The sequence below is a fragment of the Aeromonas sp. PS2Canimalfood6 genome, from assembly GCF_048276795.1.
Taxonomy (GTDB): Bacteria; Pseudomonadota; Gammaproteobacteria; order Enterobacterales; family Aeromonadaceae; genus Aeromonas; species Aeromonas caviae.
The window spans coordinates 76,487-94,495 of the sequence record NZ_JBLUXC010000014.1; the positions used below are offsets into that span (position 1 = coordinate 76,487).

Sequence of the window (18,009 nt, forward strand, 5' to 3'; positions counted from 1 at the left end):
TGCCCGGCTGCCGGGTGCACTGCAGGATATGGGTGCACCGTAATGACGACAAACCGGCGAGAAGTTACTCCCCTTGTAAGGCGGATAGTAGCAGCGACAACCGCTGGCGCCAAGAGAGGATTTGATGGGCAGGCAAAAAAGAGGGGCGCCACCCGGGCGCCCCTGTCACGCTCCCATCCTCAGAGCGGGTCCACCTTGAGACAGGAAACCGCGTGGTCGAAGTTGCCCTCGAGCTGGGGCCGGGTCTTGGCGCACTCCGGACCTGCCACCGGGCAGCGGGTGCGAAACACGCAGCCGGAGGGCGGATTCATGGGGGATGGCAGGTCCCCTTCCAGGATCTGGATGACCTTGCTGCGCTCCAGATCCGGATCCGGGATGGGGACCGCCGACATCAGCGCCTTGGTATAGGGGTGCAGGGGATTGGCGAAGATCTCCTTGCCGGTCCCCAGCTCCACCGCGTTGCCCAGGTACATCACCAGCACCCGATCGGAGATGTGTTTGACCACGGAGAGGTCGTGGGCGATGAAGATGAGGGAGAGACCCATCTCCTTTTGCAGGGATTTGAGCAGGTTCACCACCTGAGCCTGGATGGAGACATCCAGCGCCGAGACCGGCTCGTCACAGATGATCATCTTGGGCTCGAGGATGAGCGCCCGGGCAATGCCGATGCGCTGGCACTGGCCGCCGGAGAACTCATGGGGGTAACGGTTCACCAGGTTCGGCAACAGACCCACCTTGGTCATCATGGCGCGCACCTTCTCCTTCACCTCTTCCCTTGGCAGGGTCGGGTAGAAGGTGATGAGGGGCTCGGCGATGATGTCCCCTATGGTCATGCGGGGGTTCAGGGAGGCCAGCGGATCCTGGAAGATCATCTGGATCTCCTTGCGCTTCTCCCGCAGGGCGTTCTGCTCGAGCTTGGTCAAGTCCTGCCCAAGCCACACCACCTTGCCGTCGGTGGCCGGTACCAGGCCGATGAGGGCACGGGCGAAGGTGGATTTGCCGCAACCGGACTCCCCCACTACGCCCAGGGTCTCCCCTTCGTAGAGGCGCAGGGTCACCCCGTCCACCGCCTTCAGGGCGGAGGGCTTGGCCCAGGGCCAGGCCTTGTCACTCTTGATATGGAAGTGAACCTTGAGGTCGGACACTTCCAGCAGCAGTTTCTTGTCAGTACCCATTTAGTTCACTCCCTTGATCATGGCATCCGATACCCAGTGGCACGCCCGCTCCCGACCGTCGTTGAACGGTGTCAGGATCGGCGATTGCTGGCCACAAATCTCGCTCACCCGGTGGCAACGCTCCTGGAAGGGACAGCCGGTGGGCAAACGCAGCAGGTTGGGCGGATTGCCCGGAATGGTGGGCAGCTCTTCCCCTTCGGTGTCGAGGCGGGGAATGGCGCGCAGCAAGCCTTCGGTATAGGGGTGGCTCGGGCGATAGAAGATATCGTTGACCCGGCCGTACTCCATGGTCCGGCCTGCGTACATCACCAGCACCTTGTCGCAGATGCCGGCCACGACGCCAAGATCGTGGGTGATCATGATGATGGCGGTGTTGAACTCGCGCTTGAGCTCGTTCATCAGGGTCATGATCTGGGCCTGTACCGTCACGTCCAGCGCCGTGGTCGGCTCGTCGGCGATGAGCAGCTGCGGCCGGCACAGGAGCGCCATGGCGATCATCACCCGCTGACGCATGCCGCCGGAGAACTCGTGGGGGTACATGTTCATCCGCTTGCGCGACTCGGGGATCTTCACCGCGTCCAGCATGCGCACCGACTCCTCGAAGGCGGCAGCCTTGGTCATCCCCTTGTGCAGCATCAGCACTTCCATCAGCTGATCCTTGACCTTCATGTAGGGGTTCAGCGACGTCATGGGGTCCTGGAAGATCATGGCGATCTTCTCGGAGCGGATCTTGTTGAGCTTGTGCTCCGGCAGATTCAGGATCTCGTCCCCCTGAAATTTGGCCGAGCCGGTGATGACACCGTTCTTGGCGAGTAGCCCCATGATGGCAAAGGCCGTCTGGGACTTGCCTGAGCCCGACTCCCCGACGATCCCCAGGGTTTCGCCGGCAGAAAGAGAAAAGTTGAGGTCGTTGACGGCCACCACATTGCCGTCCGGGGTCTTGAACTCGACCCGCAGATCTTTCACATCCAGTAATTTCATCTCAGTACTCCTTATCGCGCTGTCGTGATGGGGGCCTGCCCGTGGTGAACGCGGTGCGTTCCCTGAACGGGTCTGATGGCCCCTTGGCGTCTTGCCGGTCCCTGGGTATCAGCGATCCTTGGGATCCAGGGCATCACGCAGACCATCCCCGAGGAAGTTGAAGCAGAACAGGGTCACCACCATGAAACCGGCGGGGAACAGGAGTTGCCAGATGGCCACTTCCATCGACTTGGAGCCTTCATCCAGCAGGGCGCCCCAGCTGGTCATGGGCTCTTGCACGCCCAGACCCAGGAAGCTCAGGAAGGATTCGAACATGATCATCCCCGGCACCAGCAGGGTGGCGTAAACCGCCACTATGCCGAGCACGTTGGGCACGATATGACGGGTGATGATCTTCCACTTGGAGACGCCGCAGACGTGGGCCGCCTCGATGAACTCCTTGCTCTTGAGACTCAGGGTCTGGCCGCGCACGATCCGCGCCATGTCGAGCCAGCTCACCGCGCCGATGGCGAGGAAGATGAGGGCCAGATTGCGACCGAAGAAGGTCACCAGCATGATCACGAAGAACATGAAGGGGAAGGCGTTGAGGATCTCAAGCACGCGCATCATCAGGCTGTCGACGCGACCGCCGATGAAGCCGGACGCGGCGCCGTAGAGGGTGCCGATGATGACAGCCACCAGGGCCCCCATGATGCCGACCATCAGGGAGATGCGTCCGCCGAGCAAGGTACGCACGAACAGGTCGCGCCCCAGGCTGTCGGTGCCGAACCAGTGGCCGGTCTCCATGTCCGGGGCACTCTGCATGGCCCCCCAGTCCGGGTCATCGAACGTGTACTGGGACAGGTGGGGCCCCACGATCACCGCCAGACCGATGATGGTCAGGATGATGAGGCTGGTCAGGGCCGCCTTGTTGCGCAGGAAACGGCGACGGGCATCCTTCCACAGGGAGCGTCCTTCCACCACTTCCACTTTCTGGGCGAACGCCTCGACGGCTTCGCGCTTTTCAGTTGTGACTACCATGATGAACTCCCGGCTTAGTAACGGATCTTGGGATCGATGACGGCATAGAGAATATCGACCACGGCGTTAAAGGTGATGGTGAGGGCGCCGACCAGAATGGTCAGACCGAGCACCATGGAGTAATCACGGTTGAGGGCACCGTTGACGAACAGCTGGCCGATCCCCGGCAGGCCGAAGATGGTCTCGATGACCACGGAGCCGGTGATGATGCCCACGAAGGCCGGTCCCAGGTAGGAGACCACCGGCAGCATGGCCGGGCGCAGCGCGTGCTTGAGGATGATGTGACGCAGGGGCAGCCCCTTGGCGCGGGCGGTACGGATGAAGTTGGAGTTCATGGTCTCGATCATGCTGCCGCGCATGATGCGGGAGATGGCGGAGATGTAGTACATCATCATGCCGAACACCGGCAGTACCATGAACTGGGCGCCGCCCCCCTGCCAGCCTCCCGCCGGGAACCAGCCCAGATAGATACTGAAGAAGAGCACCAGCAGCGGTGCCAGCACGAAGCCGGGTATCACCACCCCGGCCATGGCCGACGACATCAACAGGTAGTCGATGAGGGTGTTCTGTTTCAGGGCCGCAATGGTGCCGAAGGTGACCCCCAGGGTCACTGCCAGCAGGAAGGCGACCGAGCCTATCTTGGCGGAGACAGGCAGGGCCTGGCTCACCAGATCATTGACGGTGAAGTCCTTGTATTTGAAGGAGGGCCCCAGATCCCCCTGGACCAGGTTGCCGAGGTAAGTGAGGTATTGCATGCCGATGGGCTTGTCCAGGCCATATTTGGCTTCGATGTTGGCCAGGACTTCCGGCGGCAGGGCGCGTTCGCTGGTGAAGGGGTTACCCGGGGCGAAGCGCATCATGAAGAAGGAGACGGTGATCAAGACCAGCAGAGTCGGGATCGCTTCCAGTAGACGTTTAAGGATGAATTTCAACATAGACATTTCCTGTCCTGTACTGCTTCCAAAGGGTCGCGGTTGTAATAAAGGCCCGCCGTCTGGCGGGCCCTGCTTGTTATGCGACTTGTTTCTTTACTCAGTGAGCAACGATGTACATGTCTTTGCTGTAGATGTTGTCCAGCGGGTTGGCCGGGTAGCCGCCCACGTAGGGCTTGACCATGCGGGAGGTCACGTACTGATAGATGGGGGCGATCGGCATGTCCTTGGCCAGGATCTCTTCGGCCTGGACATAGAGCTTGTTGCGCGCCTCGGCATCCACCTGGTTGCGGGACTCGCTCATCAGCTTGTCGAACGTCGGGTTGGAGTATTTGCCGTCGTTGTTGCCGTGAGTGGTCTGCATCAGATCCAGCATGGAGGAGGCTTCGTTGTAGTCCGCAATCCAGCCGGCGCGGCCCACGTCGAAGTTACCCTGCTTCTTGGTCTCCAGGTAGGTCTTCCACTCCTGGTTCACCAGGCTCACCTGCACGCCGAGCTTCTTCCACATGGAGGCGACGGCCACGGCCACCTTTTTGTGGTTGTCGTCGGTGTTGTAGAGCAGCTCGAACTTGAGCGGCTTGCCCGGGCCGTAACCGGCTTCGGTCAGCAGCTCTTTCGCCTTGGCATCGCGCTCTGCCTGGGTCAGCTTGGACCAGGCCGGCGCCACCGGCTTGAAGCCATCTACAAAGTCAGGCACGAGCGTGTAGCCCGGGGTTTCGCCCTTGCCCATCACCTTGTCGGCGATCACGTTGCGATCGATGGCATAGGAGAGGGCGGTACGCACCCGCACGTCGTCAAACGGCTTGTGCTTGAAGTTGTACTGGTAGTAGTAGGTGCCCACATAGCCGCTGACCTTTACTTCGTCCGGCAGCTCTTTCTTCATCTGCTTGAAGCGTTCGATGGGCATGTTGTAGGTCAGATCCACTTCGCCAGCCAGATAGCGGTTCAGCTCGGCGTTGGTGGACTGGATGGGCAGGTAGGTCACCTTGTTGATGACGGTCTTGCCGTTGTTCCAGTAGTTGGGGTTGCGCTCGACGTCGACGCGCTCGTTGACCACCCAGTCCTTCAGCACGTAGGCGCCGTTGGATACCATGTTGCCGGGCTGGGTCCACTTGTCACCGAACTTCTCGATCACCTTCTTCGGGACCGGATAGGTGGTGGTGTGGGAGAGCATGCTGACGAAGTAAGGCACCGCCTTCTCCAGCTGCACCTCGAAGGTGTGATCGTCCACCGCCTTCACGCCCAGGGTGTCGGCCGGCTTCTTGCCCGCGATGATGTCGGAGGCATTGATGATGGTCGGGATCTCCATGTACCAGGAGTAAGGAGAGGCCGTCTTGGGATCCACCGCGCGCTGGAAGGCAAAGACGAAGTCATGAGCGGTGACGGGATCCCCGTTGGACCACTTGGCATCCTTGCGCAGGTGGAACACGTAATGTTTGTTGTCCTTGGTTTCCCAGGACTCGGCGACGCCGGGCAGGGTCTCACCCTTGGGGCCGGAGGAGACGAGACCTTCGAACAGGTCACGCAATACGTTGGATTCGGGAGTACCTTCCACTTTCTGGGGATCCAGGGTGGCGGGTTCGGAACCATTGCCTTTCACCAGGGTTTGCTCGGGAGCAAGCTTGGTACCGGCGGGGACATCGGCGGCGTGAGCCAGGGTGGCGCCACCGAAAAGTGCAGTCAATAAAAGGGTATTAATAATTGTTTTTCTATGAGTCATTTCCATACTCCAACAAGAACATTCCATGCATTTGTTATCCACGAGACAAACACCTCGCTGCCCGCATAATTCCCTGACAATTCTGATAATGCAATAGATATCATCAGGAACAGGCCGCTTTCATGGTCAAAAAAACAACTTTAAACCATTTATTCAGCATTTAAATATCCCGCAGCGGTCATTTTTCGTACAAGGCCGCTCGATTCTAGGAAATGACCAACAAAAAAGAAACAATAAAAAGCCGGTCACAAGGACCGGCTCCGACAAAAACGGACCTGGCTCACACCAGACCGGGGAAGACTCCCTTGATGCCCGCCACGATGATCTCGATGCCAAGGGACATCATGATGAGACCCATGATACGGGTCACCACGTTGATGCCGGTGTTGCCCATCAGCTTGAACAGCAGGGGAGCGGCGCGGAAGATGAGCCAGGAGCAGCAGGCAAAGGCCACCACCACCACGAACATGCCGGCCATCTGGGGCAGGGTCTTCTGGCTGGCATAGACGATGGAAGAGGAGATGGCACCGGGTCCGGCCATCAGCGGCAGTGCCAGGGGCACCACGGCAATGGATTCACGCGCAGCCAGTTCACCCTTCTCCTGCTTGTTGTGCTTCACCTCCCCCAGCTTGCCCTGCAGCATCGACCAGGCGATCAGGGTGATCAGCGAGCCACCAGCAATGCGAAACGACGCCAGGGAGATGCCGAAACTGTCGAGGATGAGCTGTCCCATGCACATGGAGACCATCAGGATGATCATCACGGCAATGTGGGCGGTGGTGTTGGTCTTGCGTCGCTCCTCCGACGACATGTGGCCCGTCAGGCTCACAAAGACTGGCAACAGACCCAGCGGGTTGATGATCGCAAACAGGCCGACGAAAAATTTCAGGTATAAAGAGAAGTCTATTGCTGCCATAGGCGCCATCCAGAACCAATACGAGCCACAAGGGGCCAGCCCCCAAACTGCGCGTAAATTTACACCATGGCTTTTCCCTTCTCCAATCAAATAATCTCACCCTTACCGGGGCTTTTCAGTTAGTTCCGCTAATGTAGCGACAAAATTCAACATATCGGGTTGTTAAGGGAGAGAGGCCGCCATTAACATCGCCGGGTGCCATGGCAGCGCGTTATATCAGCCCTCAGCCAAGAAACGATATTTTCGGCAAATGGCACCCTTGCTTCTCACCACGCCTGCTTGCCGCCCCACCCGCTCCTGTGACCCCGATTTTGGCCTTTCTCACCCTGGTGCGGCGCCAGTGGGGCAGGCTGTGAAGAGGTGACGCGCTCCCTGCCACCGCCAGATGTGCTGTTTCGCCAGGGCGACTGGATGAAAACAACAACCCCTTTCTCAACATAAATGAAACGTCAGGGGAGTGGACGTTCTGCCACCATCACGGCGATACCGCCTCCCCCCATCCCGGTCAAGGCGAGAATTCATCGGACCCCCTTCCCTGAGCAGATATTCCAAGGGCGCGTGACAGCAGCTCGTGATGCCAAGAAAGGATGACACACTCCCGTAACATAGTGGTGCGATAAGGGGTGAAACAAAATTTCTTTTGTTCTTTTGTTACATATGATCCAGATCAATCTTTTCTGACACATCCCGACCCTATAATCGAGCCAGAAAACAGTTTACTAAGGCATGTAAATACCCCGTTATGGTGATTCTCGCCTTGACAAGGTGGCTATAATTGCCGGGCATTGCCAAGGTCTTACTAAACAGTTTTCAAATCATCAGGAGATAAACATGGCAGTAACCAATTTGGCTGAACTGGATGCACTGGTTGCCCGCGTCAAAGAAGCACAGCGTCAATTCGCCAGCTTCTCGCAAGAGCAGGTAGACAAGGTCTTCCGTGCCGCCGCCCTGGCCGCCAGCAACGCCCGTATCCCCCTGGCCCAGATGGCCGTGGCTGAATCCGGTATGGGTATCATCGAAGACAAGGTTATCAAGAACCACTTCGCCTCCGAATACATCTACAACGCCTATAAAGATGAAAAGACCTGCGGCATCCTCAGTGAAGATGACGAGATGGGCACCATCACCATCGCCGAGCCGGTAGGCATCATCTGCGGTATCGTACCGACCACCAACCCGACTTCCACTGCGATCTTCAAGGCCCTCATCTCCCTGAAGACCCGCAACGCCATCATCTTCTCCCCGCACCCCCGTGCCAAGAACTCCACCAATACCGCTGCCAAGCTGGTACTGGATGCAGCCGTGGCTGCCGGTGCGCCGAAAGACATCATCGGCTGGATTGATCAACCCTCCGTCGAACTCTCCAATGCCCTGATGCGTCACGACGACATCAACCTGATCCTGGCCACCGGTGGCCCGGGCATGGTGAAGGCCGCCTACTCCTCCGGCAAACCCGCCATCGGCGTGGGTGCGGGCAACGTGCCCATCGTCATCGACGAAACCGCCGACGTGAAGCGTGCCGTCGCCTCCATCCTGATGTCCAAGACCTTCGACAACGGCGTGGTCTGTGCCTCCGAGCAGGCTGTCATCGTGGTCGACTCCATCTACAACCAGGTCAAGGAGCGTTTCGCGACCCACGCCGGCTACATCCTCTCCAAGGACGAAGCGGACAAGGTGCGTAAAGTGCTGCTGATCAACGGCGCCCTGAACGCCGACATCGTGGGCCAGCCTGCCACCAAGATCGCCGCCATGGCCGGTGTGACCGTGCCTGCCACCACCAAGATCCTCATCGGTGAAGGTCTGGAACTCTGCGCGGAAGACGAGTTCGCTCACGAGAAACTCTCCCCGACGCTGGGTATGTTCCGTGCCAAGAACTTCGAAGAAGCCGTCGAAATGGCCTGCGACATGGTCAACATCGGTGGTATCGGCCACACCTCCGGTCTCTATACCGACCAGGATCGCAATGCCGACCGCATCAAGTACTTCGGCGACAAGATGAAGACCGCCCGTATCCTCATCAACACCCCCTCCACCCAGGGTGGTATCGGTGACCTGTACAACTTCGCGCTGGCCCCGTCCCTGACCCTGGGTTGCGGCTCCTGGAGTGGTAACTCCATCTCCGAGAACGTCGGTCCCAAGCACTTGATCAACAAGAAGACAGTCGCAAAACGGGCAGAAAATATGCTGTGGCACAAACTTCCGAAATCCATCTACTTCCGTCGTGGTTCCCTGCCGATCGCCCTGGGCGACCTGGAAGGCAAGAAGCGCGCCATGGTGGTGACCGACCGCTTCCTGTTCAACAACGGCTATGCCGATGAAGTGGTTCGCCTGCTCAAGAAGCTGAACATGGAAGTGGAGATCTTCTACGAAGTGGAAGCCGACCCCACCCTGTCCGTGGTCCGCAAGGGCGCCGAGATGGCCAACTCCTTCAAGCCGGACGTGATCGTCGCCCTGGGTGGTGGTTCACCCATGGATGCCGCCAAGATCATGTGGGTCATGTACGAGCACCCGGACACCGCGTTCGAAGACCTGGCCATGCGCTTCATGGACATCCGCAAGCGTATCTACAAGTTCCCGAAAATGGGCGTGAAGGCCGAACTGGTCTGTATCACCACCACGTCCGGTACCGGTTCTGAAGTGACCCCGTTTGCGGTCGTGACCGACGACGCCACCGGCATGAAGTACCCGCTGGCCGACTACGAGCTGACCCCGAACATGGCCATCGTGGATGCCAACCTGGTGATGGGCATGCCCAAATCCCTGTGTGCCTTCGGTGGTATCGACGCAGTGACCCACGCCATGGAAGCCTATGTCTCCGTGCTGGCCAACGAATACTCCGACGGTCAGGCGCTGCAAGCCCTGAAACTGCTGAAGGACTACCTGCCCTCCAGCTACATCAACGGCGCCAACGACCCGGTTGCCCGCGAGAAGGTGCACAACGCCGCCACCATCGCCGGTATCGCGTTTGCCAACGCCTTCTTGGGTGTGTGCCACTCCATGGCCCACAAACTGGGTGCGGAGTTCCACATCCCCCACGGTCTGGCCAACGCCCTGCTGATCAGCAACGTCATCCGCTACAACGCGAACGACAACCCGACCAAGCAGACCGCGTTCTCCCAGTACGACCGTCCGCAGGCTCGCCGTCGCTACGCCGAAGTGGCTGACCACCTGGGCCTGACCGCTGCCGGTGACCGTACCGCCGCCAAGATCGAGAAGCTGCTGACCTGGCTGGACGAGCTGAAGGCCACCCTGGGGATCCCGGCCTCCATCCGCGAAGCCGGCGTGAACGAAGCGGACTTCCTGGCCAAGGTAGACCAGCTGGCCCTGGAAGCCTTCGATGACCAGTGCACCGGCGCCAACCCGCGCTACCCGCTGATCACCGAGCTGAAAGCCATCCTGATGGACACCTACTACGGCCGTCCCTTCATCGAGGAAGCCCCTGCTGCCGCCCCGGTTGCAGCCAAGGTCGACGCCAAGGTGGACAACAAGAAAAAATCCAAGGCCTGATAAACGCCACGGATGACAAGAGCCCGCGCACATGCGCGGGCTTTTTTGTTTGTCTATCTGTTTAATTTTGCTAGCTTGTTGATAGGCAAATTCGACAGAAGAGCTAGTCCATGGCGCTGATACAGGCCTCCATCGAGCAGTTGAGAGTCGGCCACTACATCCATCTTCCCACGGGATGGACGAGCCACCCTTTCATGTTCAACGCCTTCAAAATCAAGGACCAGCAGCAGCTCGACATCATCCGCCACCTCGACCTGACCCTGCTGATGGTGGATCCCGACAAGAGCGATCTGCCGGTCGAGCCCCTGCTGCGGGCCGAACCCGTTCCCTCTCTTGAGATGAGCGACACCGGGGATACCGCCCCCTCTTCTGAGGGCCCCACCTTCGACGAAAAGGCGTTCAGGCGCTCCCTTCGCATCGCGGACAAGGCGTTCGGTCAATCCCTGTCAGATCTTCGCGACGCCCTTGGCGCCCTCAACCTCAAACCGGACGAAGGCCTGGCCAATACTGCGCAGATAGTGCGCAGCACCGCCGCCCGTCTGGCAGAACACCAGGGGCCGCTCGGTCTGCACCTTATCCGCAGCCAGAACACGGATACCTTGCTGCAACACAGCCTGAGCGTGGCCTTCATCGCCATGCTGATGGCACGGGAGCTTGGCATGAATCCCGTCGAGATCGAGGAAACCGGTCTGGCGGGCCTGCTCCACGACATCGGCGAGCTCAGGATCCCGAGCCAGATCATCCAGAAGCGGGGGGAGCTCAGCAAGGCGGAGCAGAATTTCCTCAACATGCACCCCCAGTACGGACTGGAGATGCTCAACCAGTTGCAGGCTTTCGAACCCAGGATCCGTGAGGTCGCCTACCTGCATCACGAACGCCTCGATGGCAGCGGTTTTCCCCTCGGGATCAAGGGCGACAAGATCCCCCCCCTCGCCCGCCTCATCGGGCTGGTGGACCACTATGACGAGCTGCTTCACCCGCGCAGCGGCCTCAACCCGCCGGGACCCAGCCAGGTGATCGGCCAGCTCTACAAGCTCTCCCAGAAGAAGTTCGAGCAAACCCAGGTCAGGTTGCTGATAAAGGTGCTGGGGGTCTATCCACCGGGTTCCCTGGTGCGCCTGGATGACGATGCCCTGGCCCTGGTGCTCTCCACCGAGCCCAGCATGCCCCTCAGACCCAAGGTGCTGCCCTACCTCAAGGGGCAGCGGCCGGAAGGGGTGGCCATGATCGATCTGCGGGAAGATGCGCGAAGCATCGTCGCCACCCTCAGACAGGAAGAGCTGGACGACGCGCAGCGCGCCTTTTTCGGTCTGGGTCGGCGGGTCTGTTACTATTTCGCCTTCTGAGTTATCCCCAGAAGCTGGGGATAACTCATTGGACAAACCTGAATAATTGCTCAGGTCCCCTCGAAATCGTCCACCATTGGATCTGGATAAAAAACGCCCAGCCGATGGCCGGGCGGAGCATGCCACCTCCGTGTGGCGTATCCGGTGGATACCTTCATGCTCGCATCAGCAATATCAAGCGGGCATCGATTACACAAATATCAATTTAACGTGCTGATTTTATATGGTTTTATTTTTCCATTCTGGCAAACTGCCGCAGCGTTCAGCCCGCAGCCCGCATCAAGACGGGCTCAGGCTCACCCTGCGTCATGACAACGCCCGGCTCCGGCGTGGTGTTTGAGGAAGCTTTTTTATGCAACTAGTCCTCTCTCTGCTCCAGCAGATGAGCGTCAGTCTGGTCATCGCCTACCTTTTTTCCAAGAGTCCCCTGCTGCGTCCCCTGGCCAACTACTCCGTCAGGCTGCCCCACAAGGTGCTCATCTATGTCATCTTCTCCTGCTTTTGCATCCTGGGAACCTATGTGGGCCTCGACATCGATGACGCCATCGCCAACACCCGGGCGGTCGGTGCCGTACTGGGGGGACTGCTGGGCGGCCCCCTGGTGGGATTCCTGGTGGGGCTGACCGGCGGCCTGCACCGCTATACTCTGGGGGGGTTCACCGATCTCGCCTGCGCCATCTCCACCACCTGCGAAGGCTTGCTGGGGGGGCTGGTTCACTGGCGGCTGATGCGGGCAGGCAGGGTCAATGACCTCTTTGCGCCCAGGGTCGCCTTCTTTACCACCTTCGTGGCCGAGATCATGCAGATGGTGATCATCCTGCTGGTCGCCACCCCCTTCGACAAGTCCCTGCTGCTGGTGCGCACCATCGCCACCCCCATGATCCTCGCCAACTCCTGCGGGGCGGCGCTCTTCATCAGCATGATCCGCGACCAGCAGCGGATGTACGAAAAGTTCTCCCGGGTCTTCTCCGCCAAGGCGCTCACCATCGCCAACCGTACCGTCGGCATCATGAGCCAGGGGTTCACTCCGGAGGCCAGCGGCAAGATAGCCCATATCGTTCAGGAAGAGACCGGCGTCGGCGCCGTCGCCATCACGGACACCGACAAAATCCTCGCCTTCATCGGCACCGGGGAAGATCACCACAAGCCGGGCACCCCCATCACCTCGGCGATCACCCTGCAAGCCATCGCCCAGAACAAGGTGCTGTTCGCAGATGGCAACAGCCAGCCCTATCGTTGCAGCATCTCCCCCCAGTGCCAGCTCGGCTCCGTGCTGGTGATCCCCCTGCAGGGTGACGAGGGGGTGATCGGCACCATCAAACTCTATGAGCCCAAGAAGCGGCTCTTCCTCAAGATCAATCACACCCTGGGAGAAGGGATCGCCAACCTGTTGTCCCAGCAGCTGCTGGCAGGCCGCCTGGAGCAGCAGCAGCGCCTGCTGGTGCAATCCGAGCTCAAGCTGGTACAGGCACAGATAAACCCCCACTTCCTGTTCAACACCCTCAACACCATCAGCGCCATTACCCGCCGCGATCCGGGACGGGCACGGGAGCTGCTGCTGCACCTCTCCCGCTTCTTTCGCAACAACCTCAAGCGCCAGAGCGGCCTGACCACGCTGCGTGAGGAGCAGGAGCACTGCCTCTCCTACCTGGAGATAGAGCAGGCCCGCTTTGGCGAGCGGCTCACCGTCATCAACGAGATCCCGCCCCACCTTGCCGAGGTGCAACTGCCGAGCTTCACCCTGCAGCCCCTCATCGAGAATGCCATCAAGCACGGCATCTGCTCCCTGCTGGGAGAGGGGCGACTTCGCCTCTTCGCGAGGGAAACCCCCGAGGCGATCACCCTTTGCGTCGAAGACAACGCCGGGGCCTGGCAGCCATCCGGCCAGGGGGATGGTCTGGGGATGAGCCTGGTGGACAAGCGCCTCAAGAGCGCCTTTGGCGAGCGCTATGGCATTGACGTCCAGTGGGAGCCGGAGCAATGGACCCGGGTCTCCCTGACACTCCCACGACAACCCCGCACCACCGCCAAGGAGATGACATGATCCGCACCCTGATCGTCGATGACGAGCCCTATGCCCGCGAAGAGCTGGCAGAGCTGCTGGCCAGCGATCCCGACATCGAGATCCTGGGCATGGCGGGCAACGCCATCGAGGCGCTCGGCCTCATCCAGCAACTCAAGCCGGATGTGGTGTTTCTCGATATCCAGATGCCCAAGCTCAGCGGCATGGAGCTGGTGGCCATGCTCGATCCCCTGCCCCGCATCGTCTTTGTCACCGCGTTCGACGACTACGCCATCCAGGCCTTCGAGGAGAACGCCTTCGACTACCTGCTCAAGCCGGTGGAGCCGGCGCGCCTCGCCAAGACCCTGGCGCGGCTCAGGCAGGACATCACCCCGCAACCGGTCGGGACCCTGGCCCCGACCATCCACCATATCCCCGGATACCTGCACAACCGGGTGCGGCTGCTCCCAACCTCCCAGGTGGAGTACGCCTTCTCCGATCTCGGCGGCGTCCATGTCGCCTGCCAGGGCGAGCTGTTTCACACCCAGCTCACCCTCAAGTCCCTCGAGGAGAAGACCCCGCTGCTGCGCTGTCACCGCCAGTATCTGGTGGCCCCGGCCGCCATCTTCGAAATCCGTTTGCTGGAGAATCAACTGGCGGAGATCGTGACCCCGAGCGGGGCCCGGGTACCGGTCAGCCGCCGCTACCTCAAGGAGCTAAAGGACGAGCTGGGACTGGAATAAAGCGGGGCGCGATGTGCGCCGGATCACAGCGGACAACCGCTCGGGTCGCCATGTCGCCGCTCACCCCCTTTCACCTGCCGTTAACAGAAGTCCCCACCTACACTGGCTGCGCACACCAAAAAATAACAAAGCAGGAGCGTAGCAATGATCTGGTTCTTCCTCTGTGTCGGCTTGTTGATAGCCGGCTACTTCATATACGGCAAATTCATCGAACGGATATTCGGGCCCAAACCCGAGTTGAAGACCCCCGCCATCACCATGGCGGACGGGGTGGACTATGTCCCCATGTCGGACAAGAAGGTCTACCTGGTTCAACTGCTCAACATCGCCGGCGTCGGCCCCATCTTCGGCCCCATCCTGGGTGCCCTCTATGGTCCGGTCGCCATGCTCTGGATCGTGTTCGGCTGCATCTTCGCCGGTGCGGTCCACGACTATTTCTCCGGCATGCTGTCGGTGCGCGCCAGGGGCTCCTCGGTGCCGACCGTGGTCGGTGAGCACCTGGGCACCGCCGCCAAGCACTTCATGAACCTCTTTGCCGTGGTGCTCCTGATGCTGGTGGGCGTGGTCTTCGTCCTGAGCCCGGCGGGCCTGCTCGCCAACCTCACCTCCACCGATCTGGTCTACTGGATTGCGGCCATCTTCGCCTACTACATCCTCGCGACCATCGTCCCCATCGACAAGATCATCGGTCGCTTCTACCCCATCTTCGGCGCGCTGCTGGTCTTCATGTCGGTCGGCCTCATCATCGGCCTCATCGTCTCCGGCAAGGGCTTCTACAACACCGGGATGGACTTCTCCAACCTGCACCCGACGGACCTGCCGCTCTGGCCGCTGCTGTTCATCACCATCGCCTGTGGTGCGGTCTCCGGTTTCCACGCCACCCAGTCTCCGCTGATGGCGCGCTGCATGCAGAACGAGAGCTCCGGTCGCTTCATCTTCTACGGCGCCATGATAGGGGAAGGGATCATCGCCCTCATCTGGTGCACCCTGGGTCTCTCCTTCTACGACAGCACCGAGGCGCTCAACGCCACCCTGGCCAGCGGCGGCCCCTCTGCCGTGGTGCACGAAGTCTCCACCAGCCTGCTCGGTACCGTGGGCGGCATCCTGGCGATCCTCGGCGTGGTGATCCTGCCCATCACCTCCGGTGACACCGCGTTTCGCAGCGCCCGCCTCATCGTGGCGGACTTCCTGAACCTGACCCAGAAGCCCATGGCCAAGCGTCTGCTCATCGCCATCCCCATGTTCATCCTTGGCTTCATCATCTCCAAGGCAGAGTTCGGGGTGATCTGGCGCTACTTCGGCTGGGCCAACCAGACCACCGCCGTCATCATGCTGTGGGCTGCGGCCGCCTACCTCATCAAGGAAGGCAAGCTGCACTGGGTATGCACCATTCCCGCCATCTTCATGACCGCAGTGGTCATCACCTACCTGGCCAACGCCCCCATCGGTTTCGGCCTCGAGATGAATGTTTCCACCATCATCGGTCTGGTGAGCACCGCCCTCATCACCCTCGCCTTCCTGGTAAAATTCAGGCCCTCCCAACTGAGAGAGGCCAAGGAGAGCTGAGGCATCAGCTTCTCTTCATGACAAGAGGCCCGGCATTGCTGCCGGGCCTCTGCTTTTTGTGGTCACTCTCTGGCGGGGGGCTCGGCGGAATCGGGCGCCCGGGCCGGCGCCTGATACCACTGCTCCCTGGCCACCAGCACAGCCTGTTCCGGCTGGGCAATGAAGTTGGGGGACATGATCTGCACCCCGAACTCGTTGAAGACATCCTGAATATGGCCATGGAGCTCCGTCTTGACCACCGCAGGGAGTTCGCTTGCCTTCATCCTCACCTGCAACTCGTACTCCACATACCAATCCTGCAGATGCAACTGCCGCACCAGGGGAGCTTCATCCTGATTGAGCCGGGTGCAGCGCCGCGCGGCCAGCTCCAGCATGGCATGTACCTGACGCCAGGGGGTGTCATAACCGATGGTCACCTTGGTCAACAGGGCCACTCCCTTCTCGCCCGCCAGCCGTGTCAGGTTCACCACCTTGCCCCCCACCACCACTGCATTGGGCAGCGTGACCTCGTGATCCTGGCGCGTCACCAGCTTGGTCGAGAGGGCATTGAGCTCGCTCACCATCCCCTCCACCTCGCCGATCTGCACCAGATCCCCTGGCCGCAGTGCGCGGGAGTAAATGAGCACCAGGCCGCTCATGGCATGGTTCATGATACCGGCCGATCCCAGTGTCACCATCAGACCGAAGAAGACGCTGATCCCCTTGAAGGCATCGGAATCCGCACCCGGCAGATAGGGGTAGGCCACGGTCAGGGCAAACAGCCAGATCACCACTGACAGCAGTCGCCGGGTGGCGCCTATGGTCTCGGCGTGCAAACCCTGCACCCGAAACTGGCCACGCTCGATGCGGTCGAAGAGGATGGCCAGCATCTTGATGAAGAAACGGGTGATGACCACGATAAGCAGCACGGTTACCAGACCGGGCATGGCGGCAATCATGCCCTCCAGCATGTCGCCACACAGGGCAAACAGGGATTCCCCAAGCTGATAGCTCCAGGCCCGGGTCTGGGGGAACAGGCCGAGCACATAGGTCAGCCAGCCATAGGTGAGCATGAAGATGAGCAGCAGCGTGATGAGGCCGAGCAAGCGGACCTCGACATTCCCGGTGACCTGGCGCCAGGAGTGGGGGACCAGCCCCTTCTGCAGCAACAGGCGGTTGGCCAGCCACTTTCTGACTCGCCGATGCCCCCGCTGCAACAGCCAGATGAGGCCGAAGAAGATCAGGCTGACCACCACCGCCAAGCCGACGGCTCTGAGCAAATAGGGGGTCGAGTGCAGCTCGAGATACTTGATGCGCACGCCGTCGAGCCGATGCAGGACACGTTCGGCCGCCTGATCCAGGGTCAGCTCGTCGAATTCATCAAGGTCCCCTTCCAGCAGCACCAGAATGCGCTTGCCATTGACCAGAAACTCCCGGCTCTCCTGGCCGTGTCGACTGCCTTTCGTCACGGCCACAGGCGTCATGAGGTCGCTTGGCTCCATCCGCTGAACTCGCTCATGGGCCAGCCGTACCCTGGCCGCCCCATCCAGGTTGCCATATTTAGCCGTCAGCATGACGATGGGTTCATGAAGCAGGACCAGGGTCTGTGCCAACTCCTGCTCATTGGGCTCCATTCTGGGTTCGGCGGTCCAGCCGAGGCGGGACCACAACAGGCAGATCAGCAACAGGCCAAGCCGCCATCCTTTGCCACTGCACCATTCGTTCATCAGGTTCACCTCTCACCTTGCCCGGGCATCCATTGCTGCTTGATTTTATCTAACCAAATCAATTTTGTGTGTTAAATGAGCAACCGATGAACCATGCCTGTACCGCCACACCAACTCTCCGATTGCAGACTTGCACCGACGGCATATGCTGTCATTATTGCCGAAGCCTCGACTCGACAATCGAAGCATTGTTAGCGACTCAGACGGGAGAAATCGATGGTACTTGACTACATTGCCCTGGGGATCCTGGTGTTTGTCGTCTTGGTCATGTTCTTTGACATCCTCCCCCACCTTAGCGCTTCGCGTCACAGGAGGGGGATTCCCATTACTGGGTGATAGCTGCTCGCGCAGTACCGGGTTCCTGCTTCATCGGGCGGCCTGATTGCACCACGCCT

At 60.2% G+C, this 18,009-nt stretch carries 12 protein-coding genes; 5 read left to right on the plus strand and 7 right to left on the minus strand.

What is annotated here, in order from left to right:
• Positions 1 to 179: 179 nt before the first annotated feature.
• The 6 genes from oppF to ACNPAA_RS08585 form a co-directional block, all read right to left on the minus strand.
• Positions 180 to 1,175 carry a murein tripeptide/oligopeptide ABC transporter ATP binding protein OppF gene (gene oppF, locus ACNPAA_RS08560; protein WP_010674333.1) on the minus strand — a complete coding sequence of 332 codons (996 nt, stop codon included), beginning with the start codon at positions 1,173 to 1,175 and terminating at the stop codon, positions 180 to 182.
• The gene (locus ACNPAA_RS08565) at positions 1,176 to 2,156 is read right to left on the minus strand and encodes an ABC transporter ATP-binding protein (protein ID WP_039038983.1); all 981 of its coding nucleotides are present in this window, start codon (positions 2,154 to 2,156) and stop codon (positions 1,176 to 1,178) included.
• Between the two features lie 108 nt (positions 2,157 to 2,264).
• Positions 2,265 to 3,176: an oligopeptide ABC transporter permease OppC gene (gene oppC, locus ACNPAA_RS08570; protein WP_010674331.1), complete on the minus strand. Its 912-nt coding sequence runs from the start codon at positions 3,174 to 3,176 to the stop codon at positions 2,265 to 2,267.
• 14 nt (positions 3,177 to 3,190) lie between these two features.
• Positions 3,191 to 4,111 carry an oligopeptide ABC transporter permease OppB gene (oppB, locus tag ACNPAA_RS08575; RefSeq protein ID WP_010674330.1) on the minus strand — a complete coding sequence of 307 codons (921 nt, stop codon included), beginning with the start codon at positions 4,109 to 4,111 and terminating at the stop codon, positions 3,191 to 3,193.
• A 97-nt stretch (positions 4,112 to 4,208) separates the two neighbouring features.
• Complete coding sequence (locus ACNPAA_RS08580; protein WP_041212840.1) at positions 4,209 to 5,828, minus strand: ABC transporter substrate-binding protein; 1,620 nt, start codon at positions 5,826 to 5,828, stop codon at positions 4,209 to 4,211.
• A gap of 280 nt (positions 5,829 to 6,108) precedes the next feature.
• Positions 6,109 to 6,744: a YchE family NAAT transporter gene (locus ACNPAA_RS08585; protein ID WP_201872432.1), complete on the minus strand. Its 636-nt coding sequence runs from the start codon at positions 6,742 to 6,744 to the stop codon at positions 6,109 to 6,111.
• Positions 6,745 to 7,575: 831 nt separating this feature from the next.
• On the opposite strand from ACNPAA_RS08585, the gene adhE reads away from it, so the two are divergent.
• The 5 genes from adhE to ACNPAA_RS08610 all read left to right on the plus strand — a co-directional run bounded on the left by adhE (position 7,576) and on the right by ACNPAA_RS08610 (position 15,908).
• A complete protein-coding gene (gene adhE / locus ACNPAA_RS08590; RefSeq protein ID WP_042017218.1) occupies positions 7,576 to 10,251 on the plus strand; it encodes a bifunctional acetaldehyde-CoA/alcohol dehydrogenase in 2,676 nt (891 codons plus the stop codon).
• A 110-nt stretch (positions 10,252 to 10,361) separates the two neighbouring features.
• Positions 10,362 to 11,597 (plus strand): HD-GYP domain-containing protein, encoded by a 1,236-nt coding sequence (locus tag ACNPAA_RS08595; protein ID WP_143237402.1) that lies wholly within the window; start codon positions 10,362 to 10,364, stop codon positions 11,595 to 11,597.
• Between the two features lie 352 nt (positions 11,598 to 11,949).
• A complete protein-coding gene (locus tag ACNPAA_RS08600) occupies positions 11,950 to 13,641 on the plus strand; it encodes a sensor histidine kinase (RefSeq protein WP_041212838.1) in 1,692 nt (563 codons plus the stop codon).
• Entirely contained in the window at positions 13,638 to 14,342 is a 705-nt protein-coding gene (gene btsR / locus ACNPAA_RS08605) for a two-component system response regulator BtsR (RefSeq protein WP_010674324.1), read from the plus strand. Before ACNPAA_RS08600 ends, btsR begins: the two co-directional genes overlap by 4 nt.
• A gap of 144 nt (positions 14,343 to 14,486) precedes the next feature.
• Positions 14,487 to 15,908 (plus strand): carbon starvation protein A, encoded by a 1,422-nt coding sequence (locus tag ACNPAA_RS08610; RefSeq protein WP_041212837.1) that lies wholly within the window; start codon positions 14,487 to 14,489, stop codon positions 15,906 to 15,908.
• 62 nt (positions 15,909 to 15,970) lie between these two features.
• Here ACNPAA_RS08610 and ACNPAA_RS08615 read toward each other — a convergent pair whose 3' ends face one another.
• Entirely contained in the window at positions 15,971 to 17,614 is a 1,644-nt protein-coding gene (locus ACNPAA_RS08615) for a mechanosensitive ion channel family protein (RefSeq protein ID WP_029314351.1), read from the minus strand.
• Positions 17,615 to 18,009: the final 395 nt, after the last annotated feature.

Coding starts and splice junctions, on each gene's coding strand:
- oppF (WP_010674333.1), bottom strand. CDS start 1,175: ATGGGTACTGACAAGAAACTGCTGCTGGAAGTGTCCGACCTCAAGGTT.
- ACNPAA_RS08565 (WP_039038983.1), bottom strand. CDS start 2,156: ATGAAATTACTGGATGTGAAAGATCTGCGGGTCGAGTTCAAGACCCCG.
- oppC (WP_010674331.1), bottom strand. CDS start 3,176: ATGGTAGTCACAACTGAAAAGCGCGAAGCCGTCGAGGCGTTCGCCCAG.
- oppB (WP_010674330.1), bottom strand. CDS start 4,111: ATGTTGAAATTCATCCTTAAACGTCTACTGGAAGCGATCCCGACTCTG.
- ACNPAA_RS08580 (WP_041212840.1), bottom strand. CDS start 5,828: ATGACTCATAGAAAAACAATTATTAATACCCTTTTATTGACTGCACTT.
- ACNPAA_RS08585 (WP_201872432.1), bottom strand. CDS start 6,744: ATGGCAGCAATAGACTTCTCTTTATACCTGAAATTTTTCGTCGGCCTG.
- adhE (WP_042017218.1), top strand. CDS start 7,576: ATGGCAGTAACCAATTTGGCTGAACTGGATGCACTGGTTGCCCGCGTC.
- ACNPAA_RS08595 (WP_143237402.1), top strand. CDS start 10,362: ATGGCGCTGATACAGGCCTCCATCGAGCAGTTGAGAGTCGGCCACTAC.
- ACNPAA_RS08600 (WP_041212838.1), top strand. CDS start 11,950: ATGCAACTAGTCCTCTCTCTGCTCCAGCAGATGAGCGTCAGTCTGGTC.
- btsR (WP_010674324.1), top strand. CDS start 13,638: ATGATCCGCACCCTGATCGTCGATGACGAGCCCTATGCCCGCGAAGAG.
- ACNPAA_RS08610 (WP_041212837.1), top strand. CDS start 14,487: ATGATCTGGTTCTTCCTCTGTGTCGGCTTGTTGATAGCCGGCTACTTC.
- ACNPAA_RS08615 (WP_029314351.1), bottom strand. CDS start 17,614: ATGAACGAATGGTGCAGTGGCAAAGGATGGCGGCTTGGCCTGTTGCTG.